This is a genomic window from Microbacterium sp. Se5.02b, assembly GCF_019464375.1.
In the GTDB taxonomy this organism is placed as follows: Bacteria; Actinomycetota; Actinomycetes; order Actinomycetales; family Microbacteriaceae; genus Microbacterium.
This window is the reverse complement of the sequence record NZ_CP080491.1, coordinates 2,661,156-2,683,445: the sequence shown is the minus strand read 5'-3', so window position 1 is coordinate 2,683,445 and position 22,290 is coordinate 2,661,156. Positions and strand designations below refer to the sequence as shown.

The 22,290-nt window shown below is 68.9% G+C and carries 26 protein-coding genes, 1 tRNA gene and 1 pseudogene; 18 read left to right on the top strand and 10 right to left on the bottom strand.

The annotated features are described in order from the left end of the window. Nucleotides 1-89: 89 nt before the first annotated feature. The 3 genes from K1X59_RS21565 to K1X59_RS13280 are packed head-to-tail and all read left to right on the top strand — an operon-like array spanning nucleotide 90 to nucleotide 3,836. Nucleotides 90-1,988: an ABC transporter ATP-binding protein gene (locus K1X59_RS21565; protein ID WP_244632015.1), complete on the top strand. Its 1,899-nt coding sequence runs from the start codon at nucleotides 90-92 to the stop codon at nucleotides 1,986-1,988. After that, the gene (locus K1X59_RS13285) at nucleotides 1,964-3,529 is read left to right on the top strand and encodes a hypothetical protein (protein WP_220173473.1); all 1,566 of its coding nucleotides are present in this window, start codon (nucleotides 1,964-1,966) and stop codon (nucleotides 3,527-3,529) included. Before K1X59_RS21565 ends, K1X59_RS13285 begins: the two co-directional genes overlap by 25 nt. Before the next feature lie 40 nt (nucleotides 3,530-3,569). Further along, nucleotides 3,570-3,836 (top strand): DUF3039 domain-containing protein, encoded by a 267-nt coding sequence (locus K1X59_RS13280; RefSeq protein WP_026049764.1) that lies wholly within the window; start codon nucleotides 3,570-3,572, stop codon nucleotides 3,834-3,836. Between the two features lie 2 nt (nucleotides 3,837-3,838). Here K1X59_RS13280 and K1X59_RS13275 read toward each other — a convergent pair whose 3' ends face one another. Beyond that, the gene (locus K1X59_RS13275; protein WP_183150441.1) at nucleotides 3,839-5,164 is read right to left on the bottom strand and encodes a nicotinate phosphoribosyltransferase; all 1,326 of its coding nucleotides are present in this window, start codon (nucleotides 5,162-5,164) and stop codon (nucleotides 3,839-3,841) included. Between the two features lie 64 nt (nucleotides 5,165-5,228). Between K1X59_RS13275 and murI the strand changes: the two genes are divergently transcribed. The 5 genes from murI (at nucleotide 5,229) to K1X59_RS13250 (ending at nucleotide 9,093) form a co-directional block, all read left to right on the top strand. Then, entirely contained in the window at nucleotides 5,229-6,059 is an 831-nt protein-coding gene (gene murI, locus K1X59_RS13270; RefSeq protein WP_183150440.1) for a glutamate racemase, read from the top strand. Nucleotides 6,060-6,113: 54 nt separating this feature from the next. Further along, on the top strand, nucleotides 6,114-6,851 hold the full coding sequence (gene rph, locus K1X59_RS13265) for a ribonuclease PH (RefSeq protein WP_220173472.1): 738 nt from the start codon (nucleotides 6,114-6,116) through the stop codon (nucleotides 6,849-6,851). Between the two features lie 2 nt (nucleotides 6,852-6,853). Continuing rightward, nucleotides 6,854-7,447: an RdgB/HAM1 family non-canonical purine NTP pyrophosphatase gene (gene rdgB, locus K1X59_RS13260; protein WP_183150439.1), complete on the top strand. Its 594-nt coding sequence runs from the start codon at nucleotides 6,854-6,856 to the stop codon at nucleotides 7,445-7,447. 61 nt (nucleotides 7,448-7,508) lie between these two features. Then, entirely contained in the window at nucleotides 7,509-8,087 is a 579-nt protein-coding gene (locus K1X59_RS13255; RefSeq protein ID WP_183150438.1) for a dihydrofolate reductase family protein, read from the top strand. A gap of 85 nt (nucleotides 8,088-8,172) precedes the next feature. Beyond that, nucleotides 8,173-9,093, top strand: coding sequence for a cation diffusion facilitator family transporter (locus tag K1X59_RS13250; RefSeq protein ID WP_183150437.1), 921 nt, complete (start codon nucleotides 8,173-8,175; stop codon nucleotides 9,091-9,093). A gap of 25 nt (nucleotides 9,094-9,118) precedes the next feature. On the opposite strand, the gene ligD (K1X59_RS21560) is transcribed toward K1X59_RS13250, so the two are convergent. Together ligD (K1X59_RS21560) and ligD (K1X59_RS21555) are read right to left on the bottom strand one after the other, a co-directional pair. Continuing rightward, nucleotides 9,119-10,090, bottom strand: a complete 972-nt coding sequence (ligD, locus tag K1X59_RS21560) for a non-homologous end-joining DNA ligase (RefSeq protein WP_258566843.1) — start codon at nucleotides 10,088-10,090, stop codon at nucleotides 9,119-9,121. Further along, nucleotides 10,048-11,091 (bottom strand): non-homologous end-joining DNA ligase, encoded by a 1,044-nt coding sequence (ligD, locus tag K1X59_RS21555; RefSeq protein WP_244632009.1) that lies wholly within the window; start codon nucleotides 11,089-11,091, stop codon nucleotides 10,048-10,050. The genes ligD (K1X59_RS21560) and ligD (K1X59_RS21555) overlap by 43 nt, the downstream gene beginning before the upstream one ends. Before the next feature lie 58 nt (nucleotides 11,092-11,149). Here ligD (K1X59_RS21555) and K1X59_RS13240 point away from each other — a divergent pair, with 58 nt between their 5' ends. Further along, complete coding sequence (locus K1X59_RS13240) at nucleotides 11,150-11,959, top strand: Ku protein (protein WP_183150436.1); 810 nt, start codon at nucleotides 11,150-11,152, stop codon at nucleotides 11,957-11,959. 35 nt (nucleotides 11,960-11,994) lie between these two features. Here K1X59_RS13240 and K1X59_RS13235 read toward each other — a convergent pair whose 3' ends face one another. Both K1X59_RS13235 and K1X59_RS13230 read right to left on the bottom strand, forming a co-directional pair. Next, nucleotides 11,995-12,774: a DedA family protein gene (locus tag K1X59_RS13235; RefSeq protein ID WP_183152837.1), complete on the bottom strand. Its 780-nt coding sequence runs from the start codon at nucleotides 12,772-12,774 to the stop codon at nucleotides 11,995-11,997. A gap of 97 nt (nucleotides 12,775-12,871) precedes the next feature. Continuing rightward, nucleotides 12,872-12,953: transfer RNA gene (locus K1X59_RS13230), tRNA-Leu, on the bottom strand. A gap of 124 nt (nucleotides 12,954-13,077) precedes the next feature. On the opposite strand from K1X59_RS13230, the gene K1X59_RS13225 reads away from it, so the two are divergent. The 8 genes from K1X59_RS13225 to K1X59_RS22910 all read left to right on the top strand — a co-directional run bounded on the left by K1X59_RS13225 (nucleotide 13,078) and on the right by K1X59_RS22910 (nucleotide 17,550). Further along, nucleotides 13,078-13,593, top strand: a complete 516-nt coding sequence (locus tag K1X59_RS13225; protein ID WP_220173471.1) for an ATPase, T2SS/T4P/T4SS family — start codon at nucleotides 13,078-13,080, stop codon at nucleotides 13,591-13,593. Nucleotides 13,594-13,613: 20 nt separating this feature from the next. Further along, nucleotides 13,614-14,267: a CpaF/VirB11 family protein gene (locus tag K1X59_RS13220; protein ID WP_258566842.1), complete on the top strand. Its 654-nt coding sequence runs from the start codon at nucleotides 13,614-13,616 to the stop codon at nucleotides 14,265-14,267. After that, nucleotides 14,264-15,031: a type II secretion system F family protein gene (locus tag K1X59_RS13215; protein ID WP_244632007.1), complete on the top strand. Its 768-nt coding sequence runs from the start codon at nucleotides 14,264-14,266 to the stop codon at nucleotides 15,029-15,031. Before K1X59_RS13220 ends, K1X59_RS13215 begins: the two co-directional genes overlap by 4 nt. 375 nt (nucleotides 15,032-15,406) lie before the next feature. After that, nucleotides 15,407-16,054: a type II secretion system F family protein gene (locus K1X59_RS13210; protein WP_258566841.1), complete on the top strand. Its 648-nt coding sequence runs from the start codon at nucleotides 15,407-15,409 to the stop codon at nucleotides 16,052-16,054. Between the two features lie 19 nt (nucleotides 16,055-16,073). Then, nucleotides 16,074-16,286 (top strand): hypothetical protein, encoded by a 213-nt coding sequence (locus tag K1X59_RS13205; RefSeq protein WP_244632004.1) that lies wholly within the window; start codon nucleotides 16,074-16,076, stop codon nucleotides 16,284-16,286. A gap of 1 nt (nucleotide 16,287) precedes the next feature. Beyond that, entirely contained in the window at nucleotides 16,288-16,689 is a 402-nt protein-coding gene (locus K1X59_RS13200) for a TadE/TadG family type IV pilus assembly protein (protein ID WP_183150435.1), read from the top strand. Then, entirely contained in the window at nucleotides 16,682-17,113 is a 432-nt protein-coding gene (locus K1X59_RS13195) for a TadE family protein (RefSeq protein ID WP_244632003.1), read from the top strand. The genes K1X59_RS13200 and K1X59_RS13195 overlap by 8 nt, the downstream gene beginning before the upstream one ends. 53 nt (nucleotides 17,114-17,166) lie before the next feature. Beyond that, the gene (locus tag K1X59_RS22910; RefSeq protein ID WP_183150433.1) at nucleotides 17,167-17,550 is read left to right on the top strand and encodes a hypothetical protein; all 384 of its coding nucleotides are present in this window, start codon (nucleotides 17,167-17,169) and stop codon (nucleotides 17,548-17,550) included. An 83-nt stretch (nucleotides 17,551-17,633) separates the two neighbouring features. Here the strand turns inward: K1X59_RS22910 and K1X59_RS13190 are convergent. Next, nucleotides 17,634-18,842, bottom strand: a pseudogene (locus K1X59_RS13190) (MFS transporter); the annotation flags it as partial. Nucleotides 18,843-18,962: 120 nt separating this feature from the next. On the opposite strand from K1X59_RS13190, the gene prfB reads away from it, so the two are divergent. Then, on the top strand, nucleotides 18,963-20,075 hold the full coding sequence (prfB, locus tag K1X59_RS13185; RefSeq protein WP_183150432.1) for a peptide chain release factor 2: 1,113 nt from the start codon (nucleotides 18,963-18,965) through the stop codon (nucleotides 20,073-20,075). A gap of 57 nt (nucleotides 20,076-20,132) precedes the next feature. Here the strand turns inward: prfB and K1X59_RS13180 are convergent, their stop codons facing one another. The 4 genes from K1X59_RS13180 to K1X59_RS13165 are packed head-to-tail and all read right to left on the bottom strand — an operon-like array spanning nucleotide 20,133 to nucleotide 22,132. Further along, nucleotides 20,133-20,945 (bottom strand): septum formation family protein, encoded by an 813-nt coding sequence (locus tag K1X59_RS13180; protein ID WP_258567223.1) that lies wholly within the window; start codon nucleotides 20,943-20,945, stop codon nucleotides 20,133-20,135. Further along, the gene (locus K1X59_RS13175; RefSeq protein WP_220173467.1) at nucleotides 20,945-21,148 is read right to left on the bottom strand and encodes a DUF2510 domain-containing protein; all 204 of its coding nucleotides are present in this window, start codon (nucleotides 21,146-21,148) and stop codon (nucleotides 20,945-20,947) included. Before K1X59_RS13175 ends, K1X59_RS13180 begins: the two co-directional genes overlap by 1 nt. Nucleotides 21,149-21,173: 25 nt before the next feature. Then, complete coding sequence (locus K1X59_RS13170; RefSeq protein ID WP_183150430.1) at nucleotides 21,174-21,761, bottom strand: hypothetical protein; 588 nt, start codon at nucleotides 21,759-21,761, stop codon at nucleotides 21,174-21,176. Beyond that, entirely contained in the window at nucleotides 21,758-22,132 is a 375-nt protein-coding gene (locus tag K1X59_RS13165) for a DUF2510 domain-containing protein (RefSeq protein WP_183150429.1), read from the bottom strand. Before K1X59_RS13165 ends, K1X59_RS13170 begins: the two co-directional genes overlap by 4 nt. Nucleotides 22,133-22,290: the final 158 nt, after the last annotated feature.

Here is a 22,290-nt window from a genome sequence, read left to right as displayed (position 1 = left end):
GGATTCGGATCTTTCCCGGATCTTCGGATCCGGGAGCGGAATGTTGCGCGGCGGCTTGGCTTGCGGCCGCCCATTGATACCGTAGGACGGTGACTTCTTCCCCTGACGACCGCACCGCCCAGGTGGACGATACCGAGACCGCGCCGCGAAAGGCAACGGTGAAGCGCGCTCCGGCCGCGAAGCAGACGGTCGGCACTCCGCCCGCGGCGGCGAAGACGACTCCGACGGCGAAGAAGACCCCCACGGCGAAGAGCGCCTCAGCCGCGCGTAAGGCACCTGCGGCGACGAAGAAGACCACGACTGGAGCACGCTCCACCGCGCAGCCTCGGTCCAGCGCGGCGAAGACCAACACTGCGAAGAACAGCGCTGTGAAGACCGCCACCGCGAAGGCAGCCGCCGAGAAGGCGGCACCATCCGCCGAGGTCGTCGTGGAGCCCCTGACGAAAGCCTTGGACCGTCCGTCCGCGGCACCGCGGACGGCGGCAGCCGCGCGTACAGCTGCGGCGAAGAACACGGCTGCGCGAGCGACGAAGAAGCCCGCGACGGCGGCTGCGGCCAAGACCGCTGCGGCCAAGACCGGTGCGGCCAAGACCGGTGCGGCCAAGACCGGTGCGGCGACGCCGGGTGCGGCCAAGGCCGGTGCGGCCAAGACTGCTGCCGCGAAGTCCGCTGCCGCGAAGTCCGCTGCCGCGAAATCGGCGGCGGCGAAGTCCACTGCCCGTTCTGCGACGGCGAAGACCACGGCGGCGAGGTCAGCGGCAGCAAAGGCGGCAGCCACCAGGGCGGCGAAGGCGGCCGCGGCCACGGCGGCCGAGGCCGAGCCTGAAGCGACGCCTGCGGCGGAGCAGGCTCCCACCGCCGAGTCGAGCTCGGCGGTCGAGTCGAACCCTGCGGTCGAGTCGAACCCTGCGGTCGAGTCGGACCTGGTGGTCGAGTCGGACCTGGTGGTCGAGTCGGACCTGGTGGTCGAGTCGGACCTGGTGGTCGATTCAAACCCGGTGGTCGATTCGGACCCGGCGGTCGAGGGTGCATCCTCTGCTTTGATGGCGGATGAGGGGGAGACGCCCGTGGCGAGATCCGACGATGACAGCGAACCGACCCTCGTCGCCGAGCCCGATCCCGCGCCGGAGGTGGAGCCGGACGCCGTCGTGATCGCCGAACCGGACGCCGTCGTCGATGACACGGCGTCCGACGACACGGCGGCCGGCGCCGTCGAAAGCGGTCCGGACACCGAGGCGATCAGCATCCGCGGACTCGTGAAGCAGTTCGGCGACAATCGGGCCGTCGACGGCATCGATCTGACGGTTCCCGCCGGGTCTTTCTACGGCATCGTCGGTCCGAACGGCGCGGGCAAGACGACCACGCTCTCCATCGTCGCCGGCCTCCTGCGCGCAGACGAAGGAAGCGTCGTGATCTGCGGCATCGACCAGTCGGCGCAACCGCAGGCGGCGAAGCGCCTGATGGGCGTGCTCCCTGATCGGCTCCGCACCTTCGATCGTCTCACCGGTCGTCAGCTGCTCTATTACTACGGACTTCTGCGGGGGCTGTCCTCGGACGTCATCGAGAAGCGCGCGACGGATCTGGCGCGCGCGTTCGACCTCGGAGACGCGTTGAGCCGGGTGGTCTCCGACTACTCGGCCGGAATGACGAAGAAGATCATGCTCGCCGGAGCGATGATCCACTCGCCGCGCGTCCTCGTGCTGGATGAGCCGTTTGAATCGGTCGATCCGGTCTCTTCCGCGGTCATCCTCGACATCCTGCGTGCCTATGTCTCGCACGGAGGAACCGTGATCCTGTCCAGCCACGGCATGGACTTGGTCGAACGTGTCTGCTCTCGGGTCGCGATCATCGTCGGCGGCGAAGTGCTCGCAGAGGGCACGATCGACGAGGTGCGCGCGGGTCAGACGCTCGAGGCACGGTTCGTCGAACTCGCCGGCTCCAGCGGAGAGGTGGAGGGGCTCGAGTGGCTGCACACGTTCTCCGACTGAGATTCGCGCTGCTGCTCGGGTCGTTGCGCGGCGATCGTCGGGTTCGCACTCTTCTCGCGTTCGCTGCCGTCGTCATCGTCACCGTCGTGGTCTGTCTCGCGGTGTTCAGCCTCGCCGACGCCTCAGTTCCCGTCGCACGGGCGGTCACCGTCCTCGGTGGCGGCGCACTTCTTCTCGGGTTCCTCGTCGGCCCGATCCTCGTCGGCGCCGTCGACCAGCTCGATCCGCGGCGCTTCGCGGTGTTCGGCGTGGACGAGCGGCAGATGCCGTGGGTGCTTGTGCTGGCGGCCTTCGTGAGCGTGCCGAGCCTCGCCCTCCTCGCGGTCTACGTGAGCGTCTGCGTCGTCGCCGTGTCCGCCGGCACCCCGTGGCCCCTCGCGGTGCTGTTCACCGTCGTCGGGGTGGTGACGACGGTGCTCATCGCGCGGATCGGCATGGCGATCAACGCCCTGCTGCTTCCGGAGCGGCGCTCCCGTGAGCTCACCGCGCTCTTCGCGCTCGCGCTGCTCGTGATCGCTTTCCCCGTGGCGGTGTTCCTGGGGTCGTTGCGCTGGGACGGCCATGTGCCGGAGTCGCTGGCGACACTGTCCACGGTGCTGGGGTTCACGCCGTTCGCCGCTGCGCCGGGGTTCCTCTTCTCGGCGGCTGCGGGGGAGACCGGATCGGCATGGGCGAGCGGTATCGTCGCGATCCTCACCATCGGTGTCCTCTGGCTGGTGTGGTCCTGGCTGGTCAGCCGCCTCCTCACGACCACCGAACGTCCGGTCGCCTCGCGAGAGCGCACCGGACTCGGCTGGTTCGGTCTTCTGCCGTCGAACGCGTTCGGGGCGATCGCATCCCGGAGCCTCGTGTACTGGCTTCGCGATCGCCGATACATCATGAACATCATCGTGGTCCCGGTCGCCGGGGTGCTCACGGTGTTGCCGCTCATCGTCGCGGGCGTGCCGCTCGAAGTGGCCGCTCTCGTGCCGGTCCCGGTCATGGCGCTGTTCTTCGGCTGGCTTCCGCACAACGACGTCGCCTACGACTCGACCGCGCTGTGGACCCACGTGGCCAGTGGCGTCCGGGGGCTGCCTGACCGTCTGGGGCGTCTGGTCCCCGTCCTGCTGGTGGCCGTTCCGGTCCTCGCGATCGCCGTGCCTCTCTCGCTCCTCCTCGTAGGCGACTGGAGTCTGCTCCTGCCGCTCGGCGGTCTCGCGGCGAGCCTGCTCTTCTGCGCGCTCGGACTCTCGAGCATCGTCTCGGTCGTGGCCCCGTATGCGGTGTCACGGCCCGGAGACAGTCCGTTCCAGCAGCCGCAGCGGCCGACCTCCCGCGGCGCCTACGGTCCGGCGGCGGCGTTCCTCGGCGCGATCGTGCTCAGCGTGCCGACCATCTGGCTGTTCGCCGCGTCGATCATCGAAGGCTCCGCATACGCGCCCGCGACGTTCTGGGTCGGACTCCTCGTCGGACTGGGCGTGCTCGCAGCGGGAGCGGTCATCGGCGGTCGCATCTTCGAGCGCAGCGGCGAGCGGCTCATGGAGTTCGTCGAGACCGCGTGAGGGCCGCCCGCGAGGCACACGACGACGCTAGACTCACGGGATGAGTACTCCGCTGGACAGCCCCGATCAGGGCGGCGTGGCAACGCTTGATCGCGAACTGGAAGAGCTCCTCCGTGAGGAGAACCTCGAGCCGGGCGACCATGAGCGCTTCTCGCACTATGTGAAGAAGGACAAGATCCTCGAGTCGGCGATCACCGGCAAGCCGGTGCGCGCACTGTGCGGCAAGAAGTGGACGCCGGGTCGCGACCCGGAGAAGTTCCCGATCTGCCCCACGTGCAAGGAGATCTACGAGTCGATGATCGGCTGACGTCAGTCGGCGTCGACGTAGACGGTGGGGATCGCCGGGTCGGACTTGCTGAGGGCGAGGGCGCGCACGGGAAGCTCTTCGCGTACCCGCAGGTGATGCGACCGTGCGGCCGCAGTCCCCTCGATCCCCTCGTAGGCGGTCTCGATCTCGCCGGCTTCCACGAACGTCACCTGCAGCGCACGCCCGTCCGGATGCTCGCTCGCCGTGTCGATCTCTTCGAACCCGTCGGAGACCGCGACGGTCTCGGCGGTCGCGACACCATCGACGAGCGTGCGGAAAGCGGCCTTGCGCCCACCGTGCGATCCCTTGTCCGCCGAGACCTTCGCGACGCCGATCCACGACCCGGTGGAGTCCTGCCGTGCCACCAGCTTGTAGACCATGCTCGCGGTCGGATAGCCCGATCCGGTCACCACCGACGTGCCGACACCGTACGCGTCGACGGGTGACGCGGCGAGGGCCGCGATCGCGTATTCGTCCAGGTCGCTGGTCACCGTGATCCGCGTCGACGTCGCTCCGAGTTCGTCGAGTTGTGCGCGCACATCGGCGGCGACGATCGGCAGGTCCCCGGAGTCGATCCGTACCCCGCCGAGCCCCGTGCCGGCGACGCGGATGGCCGTCTCGACTCCGGTGCGGATGTCGTAGGTGTCCACGAGCAGCGTGGTGCCGACACCCATGCTCTCCACCTGGGCACGGAAGGCCTCCTCCTCGGTGTCGTGCAGGAGAGTCCAGGAGTGCGCCGCCGTCCCCATCGTCGGGATACCCCAACTCCGCCCGGCTTCCAGGTTGCTCGTCGCCCCGAACCCGGCGATGTAGGCCGCGCGCGCCGCAGCGACGGCCGAGCGCTCGGCAGCACGCCGTGAACCCATCTCGGCCAGAGGGCGCTCACCCGCCGCGATGCTCATCCGTGACGCCGCAGTCGCCACGGCGGAGTCGTGATTGAGCACGCTCAGGGCGAGGGTCTCGAGCACCACCGCGTCGGCGAAAGACCCCTCGACCGTGAGGATGGGCGAGCCGGGGAAGTACAGCTCTCCCTCGCGGTAGCCGCGGATCGACCCTGTGAACCGGTAGTCCTCGAGGTACTTGAGCGACGCCGCATCGACGACCTCCTCGTCGCGCAGGAACCGCAGCTCGTCCTCTCCGAACCGGAACTCCCGCAGGAGTCCGAGCAGACGTCCGGTCCCCGCCACGACGCCGAATCGGCGCCCCCCGGACAATCGCCGGGAGAACAGCTCGAAGACGCTCGGCCGGAACGCCGTGCCGTCGCGGAGGGAGGCAGCGAGCATCGTCAGCTCGTAGCGGTCGGTGAGCAGCGCCGTCGACGTGGTCATGCGCTCAGCTTAGTGAGCGTCTTGATACGCGCGGTGGGGCCGCACGCGGGTAGGCTGGGGAGTCATGAACGACGCGCCGATCGGGATCTTCGACTCCGGTGTCGGCGGGCTCACGGTGGCGCGGGCCATCCGCGCCCAGCTGCCCCGTGAGTCTTTCGTCTACATCGGCGACACCGCCCACTCGCCGTACGGACCCAAGCCCATCGCCGATGTCCGCCGGTATGCCCTCGAGGTGCTCGACACCCTCGTGGATCAGGGTGTGAAGATGCTCGTGATCGCGTGCAACACCGCCTCGGCAGCGATGCTCCGGGACGCGAGAGAGCGGTACGACATCCCCGTCGTCGAGGTCATCGGTCCCGCCGTGCGCCGCGCCGTCTCCACGACGCGCAACGGACGCGTCGGCGTGATCGGCACGGTCGGCACCATCGGGTCGAGGGCCTACCAGGACATGCTCGAGGTGAACGAACGTCTCCAGGTCTTCACCGCCGCCTGCCCCCGGTTCGTCGAGTTCGTCGAGGCGGGGATCACGGGTACGCCCGAAGTCCTTGCGGTCGCCGAGGGGTATCTCGCTCCGCTGCGCGATGCGGGGGTCGACACGCTCGTGCTCGGCTGTACGCACTATCCGTTCCTGCGGGGCGCCATCAGCTACGTCATGGGCGAAGGGGTCACGCTGGTCTCCAGCGACGACGAGACGGCAGGCGATGTGTATCGCCAACTGGTGCGGGGTGACCTGCTCGCCTCGCCGAATGCCACTGCCACCTATGTCTACGAGGCGACCGGCGCCTCGACCGACGATTTCACCGCATTGGCCAATCGTCTGATGGGGCGCGAGGTGCGCGATGTGCAGCTCGTGCAGACCGGTGTGATCTCCGTTCCCCGCACCGCCTTCGAGTAAGACCCGCCTCGAATCGTCCCGACCGATTCGCTCACCCCGACCCGAGAGAAGCACATGACCGAAATCGTCCGCGTCGACGGCCGTTCCACCGATCAGCTCCGCGAGATCACCATCGAGCGCGGCTGGAGCGCACAGGCCGAGGGATCGGCTCTGATCAGCTTCGGGGGCACGAAGGTGCTGTGCACCGCATCGTTCACGAACGGGGTGCCCCGCTGGTTGACGGGCAAGGGCAAGGGCTGGGTCACCGCCGAGTACGCGATGCTCCCTCGGGCGACCAACAGCCGGAACGACCGTGAGAGCGTCAAGGGACGCATCGGCGGTCGGACGCATGAGATCTCCCGCCTCATCGGCCGGGCACTGCGCGCCGTCGTCGACACGAAGGCGTTGGGCGAGAACACGATCGTCATCGACTGCGACGTGCTGCAGGCGGACGGCGGGACCAGGACTGCCGCCATCACGGGGGCCTATGTGGCCCTGGCCGACGCCATCGAGTGGGGTCGTGACAAGAAGTTCATCGGCAGGAACTCGACGCCGCTCCTCGATTCCGTCGCCGCCGTCTCGGTGGGGATCATCGACGGCGAGCCCATGCTCGACCTGGCATACACGGAGGACGTGCGCGCGGAGACCGACATGAACGTGGTCGTCACCGGTCGCGGACTGTTCGTCGAGGTGCAGGGCACGGCGGAGGGTGCGCCCTTCGACAAGCTCGAGCTGGATGCGCTGCTCGAGCTGGGCCTCGCCGGCTGCGAAGACCTGAAGGGCAAGCAGCTCGCCGCGCTGGCGGGGGAGTGACGATGCAGGTGGTGCTCGCGACGCACAACCCGCACAAGGTCGCGGAGTTCCAGCAGATCGTGGCGCGAACGCGTCCTGACCTCGAGGTCATCGGGTACGACGGCCCGGAGCCGGTGGAGGATGGCGTGACATTCGCCGAGAACGCCCTCATCAAGGCCAGGGCGGCGTCTGCGCACACGGGGCTCGCGGCGTTGGCCGATGACTCCGGGATCTGCGTCGATGTGCTCGGCGGGTCTCCCGGCGTGTTCTCCGCGTACTGGGCGGGTCAGAAGAAGGACGCGTCCGCGAATCTCGAACTGCTGCTCGATCAGCTGCGCGACATCGCCGATCCCCATCGCACGGCGCACTTCACCTCGACCATCGCGCTGGTCCTCCCCGACGGGCGGGAGCGTGTCGTGGAGGGGCGATGGCCAGGACGGTTGGCGCACGCCGCTTCGGGCGGGGGAGGCTTCGGCTACGATCCGATCTTCATCCCGGATGGGCAGCCGACGGGGAACGAGCGCACCGTGGGCGATTTCACCGCGGAGGAGAAGCAGTCTCAGTCCCATCGGGCTCGCGCGTTCTCGGAACTTGTGCCCCTGCTCGCCGCGCTCTGATCCGCGGCTGTTGTAACCACTACCGTTGACGTACTGCACCCGTAGTGGTTAGTGTGACGGCATGCGTGAACTGACTTACTACATCGGCGTCTCTCTCGACGGCTTCATCGCCGGCCCCGCGGACGAGGTCGACTTCTACCCCGTGACCCCTGCCTTCGCGGAGACGCTCGGCACCGAGCTCGCCGACGTGCAGCCGACGTTCGCCCGGGCAGGCCGGGGTGGGGCGGATGCTCCGGTCACCCGCTTCGACACCGTGGTGATGGGACGTCGCACGTACGAACCGGCGTTGCAGGTGGGGGTGACCGACCCGTATGCGCACCTGCGCACGGTCGTGTTCAGCAGCAGCCTCCCCGATTCGCGCGACGGGAACGTGGAGATCGTCCGCACCGATCCCGTCGAGAGGGTGCGGGAGCTGAAAGCGGAAGCCGGTCTGGGCATCTACCTCGCGGGTGGCGCACAGCTGGCCGGTGCGCTGATCGACGAGATCGACCGACTCATCGTCAAGAAGTACCCGGTCATCGTCGGTGAGGGGATTCCGATGGCGCGCTTCGCCTTCGCCCCGGTGCTTTTCGAGCTGGAGGAAGCGCGCCCCTTCGACAACGGCTGCGTCGTCCTCACCTACCGGCGCGCTCGCGCGTGAACCCCCGGTGACGCTGAGAATCGTTACCCTTCCCGACTAGGCCGGATCGGCCTGTCGACCCGGTCGCGCGGTCTAGCCTGGTGGCATGCACGATCACGCACCCGCCGCCGGCGGCATCCGTTCGGCCAGCAGCCGACGCCTGCTGGCGATCTCGCTGTCGCTCACCGCGACCGTGATGGTGGTGCAGGTCATCGGTGCCCTCCTGACGGGCTCGCTCGCGCTGCTGGCAGACGCCGCGCACATGTTCACGGATGCCTCCGCTCTCGTGATCGCCTTGATCGCCGCCACCGTGGCCGCGCGTCCGGCAGACGACCGACGCACCTTCGGCTATCAGCGCGCCGAGGTGTTCGGCGCCCTCATCAACGCCGTGATCCTGATCGCGCTCGCCACCTGGGTCGCGGTCGAGGGTATCGGACGGCTGGTGAATCCGGGCGACGTCGAGGTCGCGGGCGGACTGATGCTGATCGTGGCCGTGGTGGGTCTGCTGGCGAACGCCGTGTCGATGTGGCTGCTGAGCCGCGCCCAGCGCACCAGCATCAACGTGCGCGGGGCGTATCTCGAGGTGATGGGCGACCTGATCGGATCCGCGGCGGTCATCGTGGCCGCCATCGTCATCCTCGTGACCGGATGGATGCCGGCCGACGCCATCGCGTCCCTGTTCATCGCGGCGATGATCATCCCGCGGGCCGTCGCGCTGCTCCGCGAAGTCTTCTCGGTGCTCGCGGAGTCCGCGCCGAAGGGGACCGCGGTCAGCGAGATCCGAACCCACCTGCTCGGCTACGGCGGTGTCGTCGGCGTGCACGACGTGCACGTGTGGCAGCTGACGCGAGGCGCACCCGTGTTCACGGCGCATGTGAGCGTCGACCCGCAGCTGTTCGCGGACGGCCGCTCCACGCAGTTGCTCGCCGATATGCAGGCGTGTCTCGCGGATCACTTCGACGTCGAGCACTCCACCTTCCAGATCGAACCAGCCGAGCAGTCCGACTGCGAACCGCACCACGCCTGAGCGGAGCCGGTGCGTCGACCGCCGGTCAGGACTCGACGACGATGTCGCCCGGTTCCTTGTCTGGGCGCAGCCCGCGCCATCGCGCATGGCGCAGCACTCCGTCGGGTGTCCAGTTCGCGAATTCGACCTCGCCGACCAGTTCCGGACGCACCCAGAGCGCATCGGAGGCGTCGAGGGCGGGGACGCCGTCGAGGGGCGCATCCGGGATCCGCAGCGGTTCCAGTCGCGCGAGGAGGTCGTGAAGGATGCGGTCGGTGAATCCCGTGCCGACGCGTCCCACGTAGCGAAGTCGGGGAGACGCCCCCGCGGAGGAGGATGCCCGCTCCGGCACAGCGAGCAGCAGCGAGCCGAGCGTGCTCTCCCGGTCTCCCTTTCCCGGACGGATCCCGACGATGACCGCTTCCTGCATCCGCGTGTGCTTGAGCTTGAGCCAGGAGGGGCTCCGCTGACCGGGGCGATACCTCGACTGCGGATCCTTGACCACGACACCTTCGAGTCCGAACTCCCCGCTGGCCGCGAGCGCCGCGTCGACATCGTCGAACACGGGAGGGAGTCGAACGGGTGCCTCGAGCTCGGAGATCACCTCTTCGAGCAGGGTGCGCCGTTCGCGCAGCGGCATCCCGGTGAGGTCATGTCCGTCGAGGCGCAGGAGGTCGAACACCATGTACACGATCGGCGTGCGCACCACCTCGCGTTCGATCTCGCGGGGCCGGGTCAGGTGCATCCGGTTCTGCAGCAGCGAGAAACTCGGTCGGCCATGACCGTCGAAGGCCACGATCTCTCCGTCGACGATGGCGTCCGACACCGGGAGGAACGGAGTGCCGTCAGCGGTGAGCTCCGGGTAGCGAGCCGTGATGTCGGTGCCGCGACGCGCGTGGAGCAGCATCCTGCCGTCCGCCCACGTGCCCATCGCCCGGATGCCGTCCCACTTCACCTCGACCCACGAGGGCGTGCTCAGGGTGCGCGCCACACCGGGCGTACCGTTCTCGGCGAGCATCGGGGGAGCGCGGCGACGGTGGCTGTTGCGGTCCGCGCTGTCGCCGGTGCCGGTGCGCTGCGCGGATGGCGGGAAGCGCGATGCCGCGGAGGAGCCGACGCCGGGGCGGCGACGAGAGGTCGGAGCGCCGCGAGGGGATCGACTCCGGCAGCGGCGCGGGCGAGCACCTCGTCGAGGTCGAGCTGCGCGAGCTCCGGTTCGTCGAGTTCGTCCCAGGTGCGGGGAGCCGCGACCCAGGGCTGCGCCCGGCCACGCAACGAGTACGGCGAGATGGTCGTCTTCTTGCCGTTGTTCTGGCTCCAGTCGAGGAAGACCTTGCCGCCGCGGACGGCTTTCGACATGACACTGGTCGCGAGATCGGGATGATCGTTCTCGATGAGGCGGGCGAGCTCCTTCACCACGGCGGAGATCTCGTCGCTCGTCTGCTCGCCGGGAAGTGCGGCGTAGAGATGGATGCCCTTGCTCCCGCTCGTCACAGGGAACGGATCGAGCCCCATGTCGGTCAGGATCCCTCGGGCGATGCGGGCGACCTCGGCGCACTGATCGAGACCGACCCCCGGGCCGGGGTCGAGGTCGAGCACGAGCCTGTCCGGTCGCCCCGGCAGGCCGTCGGGCGCGAAACGCCACTGTGGAACGTGCAGCTCGATCGCCGCCACCTGCGCGAGCCAGACGAGGGTCGGCACATCCTCGACCAGCGGGTACTCCTTCGGACCGTCGGAGTGCTGGATCGCCTGGCGGAGGATCCAGTCGGGTGCCCCGGGTTCGAGCTGTTTCGTGAAGAAGGCATCGGCCGGAGCATCCGTGGTGCCGACGCCCTCGACCCAGCGCTTCCGGGTCACGGGTCGGCCGTCGAGGAGCGGGAGGATGAGCGGTGCGATCTGCGTGTAGTACGCGATGATCTCGCCCTTGGTCGTGCCGGTGGCGGGGTAGACGACCTTGTCGAGGTTGGTCACGCGCAGTCGGCGGCCGTCGACCTGCACGATCTGCCCTTGTCCGACCATGCAGCCAGCGTAGTCAAGGGTCTGGTCGCGACGGCTCCGCCTGGTGTTCACTGGTGTCATGAGGACGATCTGGAAGGGCGCGCTGACGTTCGGGCTCGTGAACGTGCCGGTGAAGGTGTATTCGGCGACCGAGGACCACGACGTCCCACTGCATCAGGTGCATGAGAAGGACGGCGGACGCATCCGTTACCAGCGCACCTGCGAGGTCTGCGGCGAGACCGTGGCGTACGCCGACATCGATCGCGCCTACGTCGAAGACGGGCAGACCGTCGTGCTCACGAAGGACGACCTCGCGGCGCTCCCCGCCGAGAAGAGCCGGGAGATCGACGTCGTCGAGTTCGTGCCGTCGGATCAGGTCGACCTGCTCACGCTCGACAAGCCGTATTACCTCGAGCCCGATTCGAAGTCCCCGAAGGCGTACGTACTGCTGCGCAAGACCCTGGAGCAGACGGACCGCACCGCCATCGTGCGCTTCACCCTGCGACAGAAGACACGGCTCGCCGCGCTCCGCGTGCGGGGGAAGGTCCTCGTGTTGCAGACGCTGCTGTGGGCCGACGAGGTGCGCGAGGCGGAGTTCCCCGCGCTCGACGAGGATGTGCGGATCTCGAAGAAGGAGCTCGAGCTGTCGGCATCGCTGGTCGACAGCTACTCCGCCGACTTCGACCCGGAGGAGTTCGTCGACGAATACCAGAAGGAGCTTCGCACCCTCATCGACGCGAAGATCGAGGCGGGCGACACGTTCGACGTCGCCGAGACCTTCGGCGAGGCGGAGAAGGCAGCGGAGGGTGGTGAGGTCATCGACCTCATGGAGGCACTGCGCGCCAGCGTCGCCCGTACCAAGGAGGAACGCGCGAAGAACGCCGGCTGAGCGACGTCGGCCGCCTGCCCCCCTCTCGCGGGCAGTCAGTGCTTGCCGTCGCCGTCCAGGTCCGGAGCGCGGTCGAACACGTCGGCGTCGAGGACGAGTTCCTGTGCCTCCTCCGCATCCGTCACCACGTCCTCGCCCGCGGCCGCAGCCTTCTTGGCTTTGTGTCGCTCCGACAGGTAGTGCCACAGCGTGACCAGGGCGGTGCCGCCCACCGCGGCGAGGAGGATGAGGTCGATGTAGTCTTCGACGAACTTCGCGACCGGGGGGATGAACCCGATCACGTACCCGAACATCGTGAGCCCGAAGCCCCAGAGAACCGCACCGATCAGGTTGTAGAGCGTGTATCGACGCCACGGCATGTGGCCGACTCCTGCCGCGACGGGGGCGAAGGTGCGCACGATCGGCACGAAGCGCGCGAGGATCACCGTGATGCCGCCGAAGCGCTCGAAGAACGCGTTCGTGCGCTCGACGTTCTTCTTGCTGAAGAGACCCGATTCCTTGCGCTCGAACACGGCGGGACCGCCCTTGTGGCCGATCACGTATCCCACTTCGCCGCCGACGAAGGCCGCGAGACCGATCAGGAGCGCGACGAACCAGACGTTGATGCCGAAGACACCGTGTTCTGATCCGGCGATGGGGTGCGAGAGAAGCCCCGCGATCACGAGGAGAGTGTCACCGGGAAGCAGGAATCCGACGAGCAGACCGGTCTCGGCGAAGATGATGAAGCACACCACGAGCAGCGCCCATGGCCCGGCGGACCCGATGATCGTGGCGGGGTCGAGCCAGGGGATGAGGGCGGTCGGCGCGTGCAACATGGTTTCGAGCACTGGGAGAGTCCCGTCGGTCGTGAATGGTCGGCGGTGCGGCTGAGCGACGCGTTCGGCGGCCGTCGATCGGCACCGTCGTCTCTCGTGCGGAAGGTGGGACTTGAACCCACACGCCCTGGGGCACAGGAACCTAAATCCTGCGTGTCTGCCAATTCCACCACTCCCGCGCGGTGGCTTCATTCTAGTTGCCGGCGAAACCGCATGCCTGGGGATCGGCCCGCAGTCGTCCACGGTCCGGATGCCTGTGGATAACTTCGGGTCTCCGCATCGGGAACTTGCGAGGATGCCGGGGTGAGTCATCATCCCTCTGCGCTGGTCGCCGAACGTGTGCGGGTGCGATTGCGGGCCGAGGGCATCGACCCCGGTGTGGATCCGGCCGCCGCGACGCGGATCGCGCGCGCGGAGGTCCGCCGGCACGACGACCTCGCCGTCACCCGAGGCGATGGACTCATCGACGACGAAGAGGCGTGCGTCCGCGATGTGCTGGCTTCTCTCAGCGGGTTCGGCGCCCTGCAACCGCTCCTCGACGATCCCGACATCGAGGAGATCTGGCTCAACGGCGCGGGGCACGTGCACGTTGCGCGAGACGGGAAGGGCGAGCGGACCGCTGTGCGCCTCGACGACACCGCGGTGCGCGACCTCGTCGAGCGGATGCTCCAGTCGACGGGCCGACGCGTCGACATCAGTCAGCCGTTCGTCGACGCCTCTCTCCCCGACGGCTCGCGGCTCCACGTGGCGATCGCGGATGTCGTGCGCGGGGTTGGGCGGTCAACATCCGGAAGTTCCTGCCGAAGTACCGGTCGCTGAAGGCGCTCGTGGAGCAGGGGATGCTGCCGTCCTCCGTGGCGGAGATGCTCCGCGATGCGATGGACGACGGCCGCACCGTGATCGTCTCCGGGGCGACACACGCCGGGAAGACCACCCTGCTGGGTGCGTTGCTTGCGTCATGCGCGGCCACGCAACGCATCGTCACGGTCGAGGAGACCTTCGAGCTGGCGGTCGTCGGACCAGACCTGGTCGCGCTCCAGGGGCGCCAGCCGAGTCTGGAGGGCACGGGCGAGATCACCCTCCGTCGGCTGGTGAAGGAGGCGCTGCGCATGCGGCCGGATCGGCTGGTCGTCGGCGAGGTGCGCGACGCCGAGGCGCTCGATCTCGTGCTGGCGCTCAACACCGGTGTCCCCGGCGCCTGCACGGTACACGCGAACTCCGCGAAGGAGGCGCTCGAGAAGCTCAGCCTCCTGCCCCTCCTCGCCGGCCGGAACATCGACCGCGCGTTCATCGCGCCGGCCATCGCCGTGTCGGTCGACCTGGTCGTCCACTGCGATCGCGATCGCGACGGACACCGCAGAGTGCAGGAGCTCATCGCTCCCACCGGCGCCGTGGACGGCGGCACCATCCGGACCAGCAGTGTGTACCGCTCCGCCTCCTCTGCCGATGATCTCGCCTCTCGGCGGCGACGCACGACCGAGGTCGCCTCGTGACGCTCCTGCTCGGGGCCGCGCTCGCCGCCGGCGTGCTGCTGTGCATCTCCCCGTGGATGTGGCCGCGCCGTGCCGACGACACCGTCGCCTCGAGGACAGGACGCCTCACCCGGCTGATCGAAGAGGCCGGGCTTGGAGCGCTGTCCTCACGCACCCTCGTCACGGCGATCGTCGGGGCGGGAGCCATCGCCGCATCCGTGGTCTGGCTCATCACAGACCTGGCCGTACTCGCGCTGCTCGCCGGAACGGCGGGGGCGGCGGCGCCGGTCATGTTCCTCCGCGGTCGACGAATGCGCCTGCGGAGACTGCGACGTCAGCTCTGGCCCGACGTGTGCGATCTGCTCATCGCATCCATTCGTGTCGGTCTCTCGCTCCCCGATGCGGTCGCGACTCTGGCGGAGTCCGCACCCACGATGCTCCGACCGGCTTTCGCCGTGTTCGCGAGAGACCTTCGCGCGAGCGGCAGATTCGAGACGAGCGTCGACCGTCTGAAGACGTCTCTGGCCGACCCCATCGCCGACCGGATCATCGAGACGCTGCGGATGGCCCGGCAGGTGGGCGGAACCGAGCTGATAGGTGTGCTCCGCGCGCTCTCGACTTCGGTACGGGCGGATGCCGCGCTGCGTGGCGAGGTCGAGGCGCGACAGTCGTGGATCCGCGGTGCCGCTGTGCTCGGCGCGGTCGCGCCGTGGGTCATCCTGACCCTGCTCGTCCTGCGACCGGAAGGGGCATCGGCGTACGGGACGCCGGAGGGGTGCTCGTGATCTGCGTCGGCGCCGCGATCTCGCTGGTCGCTTTCCAGATCATGGTCCGCATCGGTCGGCTCCCCGAACCGCGGAGGTGGTTCGGTTGACCGGGGTCTCCTCTTTCGCCGCCGCGATCCTCATCGGCGGAGCCTTCGCGGGAGGTGTCATCAGCCTGCTCTGCGTGCTGCCGCGCTGGCGAGCTGCCTCTCTGCTGGTCCGCGTCGGACCCTATGTCCGCGACGTGGTGTCGGACGCGGACCTTCCGCGCGGGGCGCTGCCCACCGCGGGCGCGCTCCCCGCGAGCAGCCGGACGGTCTGGGCCGTGATCCGAGACGGCTTCGAGCGGATGATGGGCGGGGAGAGGTGTTGCGGCGACGCCTCGCTCAGGCGGGCGTGGCCCTGGACCCCGCGGCATTCCGGGGCAGGCAGCTCGGATGGGTGGTCGCCGGCATCGGCGCGGGCGCCGCTGTGCTGGTCGTGCTGGCCGTGATCGGGCGGCTGACCCTCCCGACGAGTGGCCTGCCGCTGCTGTGCGGTGCGCTCGCCGCCGTCTCCTACGACATGCAGCTCTCCGCGCGCGCCAGGTCCCGCCGCACCAGACTCACTGATGAACTTCCCACGACCCTGGAATTCCTCGCTCTGTGTCTGTCCGCGGGCGAAGGGTTCCTCGAATCGCTGCGCCGCGTCGCTGGGGTCGGTTCCGGCGAGCTGACCGCAGAACTCCGACAGGTGGTGCTCGCGGTCGGCACCGGATCGCCTGTGGCCGACGCGCTCGGCGAAGTGTCGCGGCGTCTCGAACTGCCCGGGTTGTCGCGCGCGATCGATCAGGTCATCGCCGCGCTCGAGCAGGGGGCGCCTCTTGCCGCTGTCCTGCACGCACAGGCGGGCGATGCGAGGGAAGGCGCGAAGCGCACCCTCATCGAGCAGGCAGGCCGCAAAGAGATCCTGATGCTCCTCCCGCTCGTCTTCCTCATCCTCCCGTTGTCGGTGCTGTTCGCCGTGTATCCGGGACTGTTCATCCTCCGCCTCGGTATCGGCTGATCCCCACGAAAGGACGACCATGACACCACGATCGCTCGCCTCCTGGAAGATCCCTTGGGCCACGGCGCGCGCACGCCTTCTCGGCCTGTTCCACGACGAGGACGGGGATGTTCCGGGCTGGGTGCTCGTCACACTCATGACGGCTGGGCTGGTGGTGCTGATCTGGGCCGTCGCCGGCCCTGCCCTGACCTCGCTTTTCGAGCAGGCGATCCAGCGGGTCTCAGGGCTCTGACATGCGCAGGGAGCGCCGATTCGTCGACGACCGCGGTTCCAGCGCGGTGGAGTTCCTGCTGGTCGGAACGCTCCTCACGGCGTTGACTCTCGCGGTCCTGCAACTCGCTCTCGCAGTGTACGTGCGCAATGTCGTGCACGACGCCGCGGTGGAAGGGGCATATCACGCGGCGCTCGCTGACACGAGCGAAGAAGAGGGGGCCGAGCGCACGCGAGAGGTGATCACGCGCGCTGTCGGTGCGGACTACGCGGAGGATATCCGGATCGCCACCTCCGGCACTGGGCGGCAGGCGACGGTCGCCGTGCGCGTGCGCTCGACGTTTCCGTTGATCGGCCTGATCGGTGTCCCGTTCGCGATGGAGGTGGAGGCGCATGCACCCGTGGAGGCGTTCGGCGATGGATGAGGACGGGTCGGCTGCACTCGAGTTCATCGCGGTCGGGGTGATCCTCCTCGTGCCTCTGACCTATCTCGTCATCGCGCTCGCGGGCATCCAGGAGCAGACGCTGGGAGTGGAGGCGGCTGCCAGACACGTGGCGCGGGCGGTAGCGCAGGCTCCGGACGCGGCTGCGGCCGCCGCGTACGGCGACGCGGTGCTCGCCGGACTCGTCGACGAGTACGGCCTCGACGCCGATGCGGTCGACCTGTCGTTCTCGTGCACCCCTTCGGGCGTCACGTGCCCGTCACCGGGAGCGGTGTTGACCGTGGATGTCGACACGCGGGTGCGACTTCCTCTCGTGCCCGACGTATTCGGGCTCGCGCATTCGGCTGCCGTTCCGGTTCACGCCGAGGCGGTGCAGAAGGTGTCGCGGCTGTGGGGCGAGCGGTGAGGGGAAACCGTACGCGCACTCCGCGAGACGCCGCACAGGACGACGGGAGCGTGATGCTGTTGACGCTCGGGTATGTCGTGCTCGCCCTGGCGGTGATCTTCGTGTGCGTCTGCGCGACCGACCTCTACATCGCGCAGAAGCGGTTGGATGCGCTCGCCGATGCCGCCGCGCTCGCCGGGGCCGACGGCTTCACGATCGTGGTGGAGGGCGCCGACCACGCGAGGGCGCAGCTCACCGACGACGGTGTCGAGGAACAGGCATCCGCCCTCGTCGGTGAGCTCCGGGGCGAGGCTGCCCTCGTGACGGCGGGCACGCCGGACGGGGTCTCGGCACGCGTCACGGTCGCCGTGGAATGGCATCCGCCCCTGCTCTCCCCGTTCGTCCCGGACGGCGTGCCCCTCGAGTCCACGGCGACGAGTCGCACTGCGCTGCGATGATGCGCGGTCAGATGGAGGGCAGCCGTCGCGAGCGTGGCGTCATCGCGGGTCCTCCGCGGTCGGGCCGTCGTCGGTCCGCTGCCGGGGACGAACTGCGGGATCCATCGCAGGAATCCCACCGCACCGACGAGGCCGATCACGCCCATCGCCGCAGCGGCGAAGGGGAGTGCGGCGATCGCGGTGATCGCCGACACGAGCAGTGGGGCCACCGCACCGCCGGCATCCGTCAGGGTCCGCCACGATCCGAGGAACGCCGCGGGTTCACGCTTCGGGGCGACGTCCGCGCCGAGTGTCAGGAGGATCCCGCTCGAGAGCCCGTTGCCCACCCCGAGGACCGCGGCGAACATGCCGAACCACAACACCGCCGCGTCGAGATCGTGCGTGAAAGACAGGGCGAGGAATCCTGCACCCATGAGCACCATCGCGGGCATCGCCGCCCAGAGCCTGCCGAATCGGTCCATCACCTGGCCGCTCGCATAGAACAGGGCGAAGTCGATGGCACCGGAGACGCCGACGACCAGGGCGATCGTCGAGGCGTCCAACCCCAGCGACAGCCCCCACAGCGGGAGCACGACCTGCCGGGCGGAGCGGACGGCGGACAGCGACGCGGCGGCGAGCCCCAGGCGCCCGAGCACCGCGCGCTGGCGCCACATGGTCTGGAAGATCCCCACGCGCTCGACCGTGGGGATCGACCCGCTGACGGCCTCGCCGGAGTCCTCCAGGAAGCGCTCGTGGGTGGTCGACGCGGCAGGGGGGATCGTCTTCTCCGGATCGGGACCGAACAGGACCAGCACGACCATGACCACGAGGCAGCCGAGGAAGAACCAGATCGCCGCATTCTCACTGCCGAAGAGCTGCAGAAGTCCCGCGGCGACGAAAGGCCCGATGAAGATGCCGAGCCGGAAGCTCCCGCCGAGCAGCGAGAGGGAGCGCGCCCGGAACGCGACCGGCACTCGGGTGGTCATGAACGCGTGCCGTGCGAGTCCGAAAGCCGCCGCGCAGATTCCGAGGAGGAAGACCGAGGCCGCCAGCACCCCGAGCGACGGCGCGAACACCATGCCGACCCCGGCGACGATAGCGATCACCCCGGCGATCACCATCGTGAAGCGCTCGCCGATCCTGCCCACCGCCCATCCGGCCGGCAGGTTGCCGCACAGTTGGCCGATGACGAGCGCTGACGCCACGAGCGCGGCGAACGCCACGTCGGCGCCCATGGATGCGGCGATGACGGGGATGAGGGGGATGACGGCCCCCTCGCCGAGTGCGAAGAGGATCGTCGGCAGATACACCATGGGCCCGAACTGCCGGAGGACCGTCGATGCACTGCTCACACCTTCACGCTACTCCCGCTGATCCAGCGCCCCGGACGACGGGTCCCCGCGTGGGCGGGCGGCACGTTAGGCTGAGGTGTCATGCTCGAACTAGATCTCTCCGCCGAAATCCAGGCGCTCAGGCACACCTTCGGCGACATCAGCGAGGTCGTCGATGTCTCCCGTCTCCGCGACGACATCGCGCGTCTCAGCGAGGAGGCCGGCGCTCCCGACCTCTGGGACGACACCGAGAACGCGCAGAAGGTGACCAGCGCGCTCAGCCACCGTCAGTCCGAGCTCGCCCGCATCACCGGTATCGCTCAGCGTCTCGACGACCTCGAAGTCCTCGTCGGTCTCGCCAACGAGATGGGTGACGAGGAGTCCGCTCAGGAGGCGCGCACCGAGCTCGCCGCTCTGACCGACGTGATCAACCAGCTCGAGGTGCAGACCCTCCTCGACGGCGAATACGACGAGCGGAGCGCGATCATCACGATCCGCTCCGGCGCGGGGGGCGACGACGCCACCGACTTCGCCGAGATGCTGATGCGGATGTACCTGCGCTGGGCGGAGCGGCACAAGTATCCGGTCAAGGTCATGGACACGTCCTACGCGGAAGGAGCGGGGATCAAGTCCGCGACCTTCGAGATCGACGCCCCTTACGCGTTCGGCACCATCTCGGTCGAGGCAGGCACGCACCGCCTCGCCCGCATCAGCCCCTTCGGCTCGGCCGACAAGAGGCAGACGTCGTTCGCCGCCGTCGAGGTGATCCCCCTGATGGAGGAGGCCACCGAAGTCGACATCCCCGAGAGCGACATCCGCGTCGACGTCTTCCGCTCCTCCGGCCCTGGTGGACAGTCCGTCAACACGACCGACTCCGCCGTACGCCTCACGCACCTCCCGACCGGGATCGTCGTGTCGATGCAGAACGAGAAGTCGCAGATCCAGAACCGTGCCGCCGCGATGCGCGTGCTGCAGACCCGACTGCTGCTGCTGCAGAAGGAGCAGGAGGCCGCGAAGAAGAAGGAGCTGGCGGGGAATATCACCGCGAGCTGGGGCGACCAGATGCGCTCGTACTTCCTCTACGGCCAGCAGCTCGTGAAGGATCTCCGCACGGGCCAGGAGTCGGGAAACCCTGCGGCCGTGTTCGACGGCGACCTCGACGACTTCATCTCGGCCGGCATCCGCTGGCGCAAGCGCAGGGACGACGACGACTGATCGCACGAGACGGGCCCCTGATCGATCAGGGGCCCGTTCCGTGTCTGCGGACGTCGCTCAGTAGCCGGCGTTCCGGAGAGTGCCGGTGACGTCGTCGTAGCTGAAGAGGATGCACTGCACGGTGCGGTCGTCCGCGCGAGCCCAGGAACCCTTCGTGGGCTGATACGTGTAGAAATCGATCGTCGAATCGTCATAGGGGATGCCGACGTAATCGTCGAACTGGGCGAGGCAGCCGTCCCACGCGGTCTCGCCGAGAGCATCGTCGCCTGGGAACGCGCCGTCCTCCACCTCGAAGATGAAGAAGACCTCGTCGGTGTGCGGGCTATCGCACGGGACGACCGGCAGCTCGTAGATCTGCTCCGCGTCCCCGTCGTCGACGAAGGGGAGGCAGTCACCCACCTCGAGCTCGGCGAAGGGCACCATCTCCGCACCCTCGATGTCGCCGGGACCGGCGCCCCCATCCGTCTCGGGCTGCTCGGTCGGCACCGCGAGCGGCGGTGGATCGTCGGTCGCGGCCGGCGGTGACGTCGCCACGAGCGTGATCAGGGAGACGGCGATCGCGAGGAGTGAGCCGACCGCACCGACTGCGAGTCCCGTGATCCCCGGCCACTTCCGTCCGCGCAGGAACAGGGACACGGTCGAGAGCACGAGTCCGATCGCCAGGATCGCCCAGCCGGCGATCGCGATCACCGGGACGCACGCGCACACCACGCCGACGACCACGACGATCACGGCGACGATGCCGAGGGGCGAGCTCCTGGCGGGTTCCGGTGTCGCGGCCGGGGTGCTGCCGTACAGGCCGGGGTAGCCCGCGGCGGGAGGGTATCCTCGCGTGCCGCCGGCCCCGATCGCCGGCTCGACCGACGGCATCACGTAGGGCGGGGTGAACGCCTCGATCCCGGGGAGCGGTCGCCGGGAACAGCCGCCGAGACGGACGGCGCCGCCTCAGGTGCGGGATCGGACGGCGCGGCCGCGGGAGGCGCCGCGGCCCGCACGTGCGCGGTCCACCGGGCGCCGTCCCACCAGCGCAGACTGCCCGAGCCGTCGTCGTACCATCCGGCTGGCGTGGTCATGCGGTCGTCCTGCTCGAGAGTCGGATCAGGGGACGAAGCACGCCGTGAGCGCCTCGGTGTCTCCGAGGACCTCGGCGAAACCGTACGCGGCATCGACGTCGGTCAGGGTTCCGTCGCTCTCGGCGATCGCGCGCAGAGCATCGTTGTCGAGCTCGGATGCGACGAGGAGGTCGGCGAGGCAGGTGATCTGCTCCTCGGTGTAGATGTCGGTGTCTTCTGCGGCCAGGATCGCCGCCAGGCCGACGGCCACCTCGGCCGAGGTCGGGCGCACGCCCTGGTCGGTACCGTCGGCGTCGCCCGTGTCGCTGGGCTCGGTGGCCTCGACGGAGGGCGAGGAGCTGGGCAGGTCGTCGATCTCGTCGCTCACTCCCTGCGCCACCGCGAAGAGGAACACCAACGACACGATGACACCGATGATCGTGCCGACGACCGAGAGGACGAGGCCGGTGATCCCGGGCCACTTCTTGCCCTTGAGGAACAGCGAGATCAGGGACACGATGAAGCCCGCGGCGAGCAGGAAGAACCCGACGACGCCGATCACGGGGATGAACACCAGGATCGTTCCGAGCGCGGCGAGCCCGAGCCCGACGAGTCCCAGGACCGAGATCTTCACGGGAGCGTCAGGCCCGGCCGGTCCGGTCGGTCCGACCGGCGCAGCGCCCGGGTAGCCGGTCGCAGCACCCGAGTAGGCGCCGGGGTAACCGGGGGCGACGCTCTGGGGCTGGGCGGCAGGGTCCGTGGTCGACGCCGCGGGGGCGCGTACGCGCCGAAGTCGTCTCCGAGCGGGGTCGTCGCTGCGGTCGCGGACTCCTCGGAAGGACGGATCACGGTGTCGTCGATCGCGTGCGTCTCCGAGGCGGCCGCCGGGGTCTGGTCTGCGGGCGCTGCAGCGTCCGGTGCGAAGTGCTCGGTCCACTGCTGGCCGTCCCACCACCGCTGGCGTCCGGAGCCGTCGTCGTACCAACCTGCAGGTGTCGTGGTCATGATTCCCCCGTCGAAGATGTCCGGCCGCACACTGGTGCGCCCGCACCATCATGTATAGCAGTGGGATGTGACGAGACAGGGGGCGTGCGGCGACGATCACGCGCTGCGGAATCCTCGACGCGGACGAGCCGTGCGGGGTGTCGCTCGCGGTGAGCCGG

Excerpts from the sequence above, each read along its gene's own strand:
- K1X59_RS13200 (WP_183150435.1), top strand. The coding sequence starts at position 16,288 with ATGCGCAGGGAGCGCCGATTCGTCGACGACCGCGGTTCCAGCGCGGTG.
- K1X59_RS13220 (WP_258566842.1), top strand. The coding sequence starts at position 13,614 with ATGCTGCCGTCCTCCGTGGCGGAGATGCTCCGCGATGCGATGGACGAC.
- ligD (WP_258566843.1), bottom strand. The coding sequence starts at position 10,090 with ATGCTCGCCGAGAACGGTACGCCCGGTGTGGCGCGCACCCTGAGCACG.
- K1X59_RS13275 (WP_183150441.1), bottom strand. The coding sequence starts at position 5,164 with ATGACCACGTCGACGGCGCTGCTCACCGACCGCTACGAGCTGACGATG.
- ligD (WP_244632009.1), bottom strand. The coding sequence starts at position 11,091 with ATGGTCGGACAAGGGCAGATCGTGCAGGTCGACGGCCGCCGACTGCGC.
- K1X59_RS13280 (WP_026049764.1), top strand. The coding sequence starts at position 3,570 with ATGAGTACTCCGCTGGACAGCCCCGATCAGGGCGGCGTGGCAACGCTT.
- prfB (WP_183150432.1), top strand. The coding sequence starts at position 18,963 with ATGCTCGAACTAGATCTCTCCGCCGAAATCCAGGCGCTCAGGCACACC.
- rdgB (WP_183150439.1), top strand. The coding sequence starts at position 6,854 with ATGCAGGTGGTGCTCGCGACGCACAACCCGCACAAGGTCGCGGAGTTC.
- K1X59_RS13235 (WP_183152837.1), bottom strand. The coding sequence starts at position 12,774 with ATGTTGCACGCGCCGACCGCCCTCATCCCCTGGCTCGACCCCGCCACG.
- K1X59_RS13180 (WP_258567223.1), bottom strand. The coding sequence starts at position 20,945 with ATGCCGTCGGTCGAGCCGGCGATCGGGGCCGGCGGCACGCGAGGATAC.
- rph (WP_220173472.1), top strand. The coding sequence starts at position 6,114 with ATGACCGAAATCGTCCGCGTCGACGGCCGTTCCACCGATCAGCTCCGC.
- K1X59_RS13205 (WP_244632004.1), top strand. The coding sequence starts at position 16,074 with ATGACACCACGATCGCTCGCCTCCTGGAAGATCCCTTGGGCCACGGCG.
- K1X59_RS13165 (WP_183150429.1), bottom strand. The coding sequence starts at position 22,132 with ATGACCACGACACCTGCAGGTTGGTACGACGACGGCTCCGGACGCCAG.
- K1X59_RS13250 (WP_183150437.1), top strand. The coding sequence starts at position 8,173 with ATGCACGATCACGCACCCGCCGCCGGCGGCATCCGTTCGGCCAGCAGC.
- K1X59_RS22910 (WP_183150433.1), top strand. The coding sequence starts at position 17,167 with ATGCTGTTGACGCTCGGGTATGTCGTGCTCGCCCTGGCGGTGATCTTC.
- K1X59_RS13175 (WP_220173467.1), bottom strand. The coding sequence starts at position 21,148 with ATGACCACGCCAGCCGGATGGTACGACGACGGCTCGGGCAGTCTGCGC.
- K1X59_RS13240 (WP_183150436.1), top strand. The coding sequence starts at position 11,150 with ATGAGGACGATCTGGAAGGGCGCGCTGACGTTCGGGCTCGTGAACGTG.
- murI (WP_183150440.1), top strand. The coding sequence starts at position 5,229 with ATGAACGACGCGCCGATCGGGATCTTCGACTCCGGTGTCGGCGGGCTC.
- K1X59_RS13195 (WP_244632003.1), top strand. The coding sequence starts at position 16,682 with ATGGATGAGGACGGGTCGGCTGCACTCGAGTTCATCGCGGTCGGGGTG.
- K1X59_RS13255 (WP_183150438.1), top strand. The coding sequence starts at position 7,509 with ATGCGTGAACTGACTTACTACATCGGCGTCTCTCTCGACGGCTTCATC.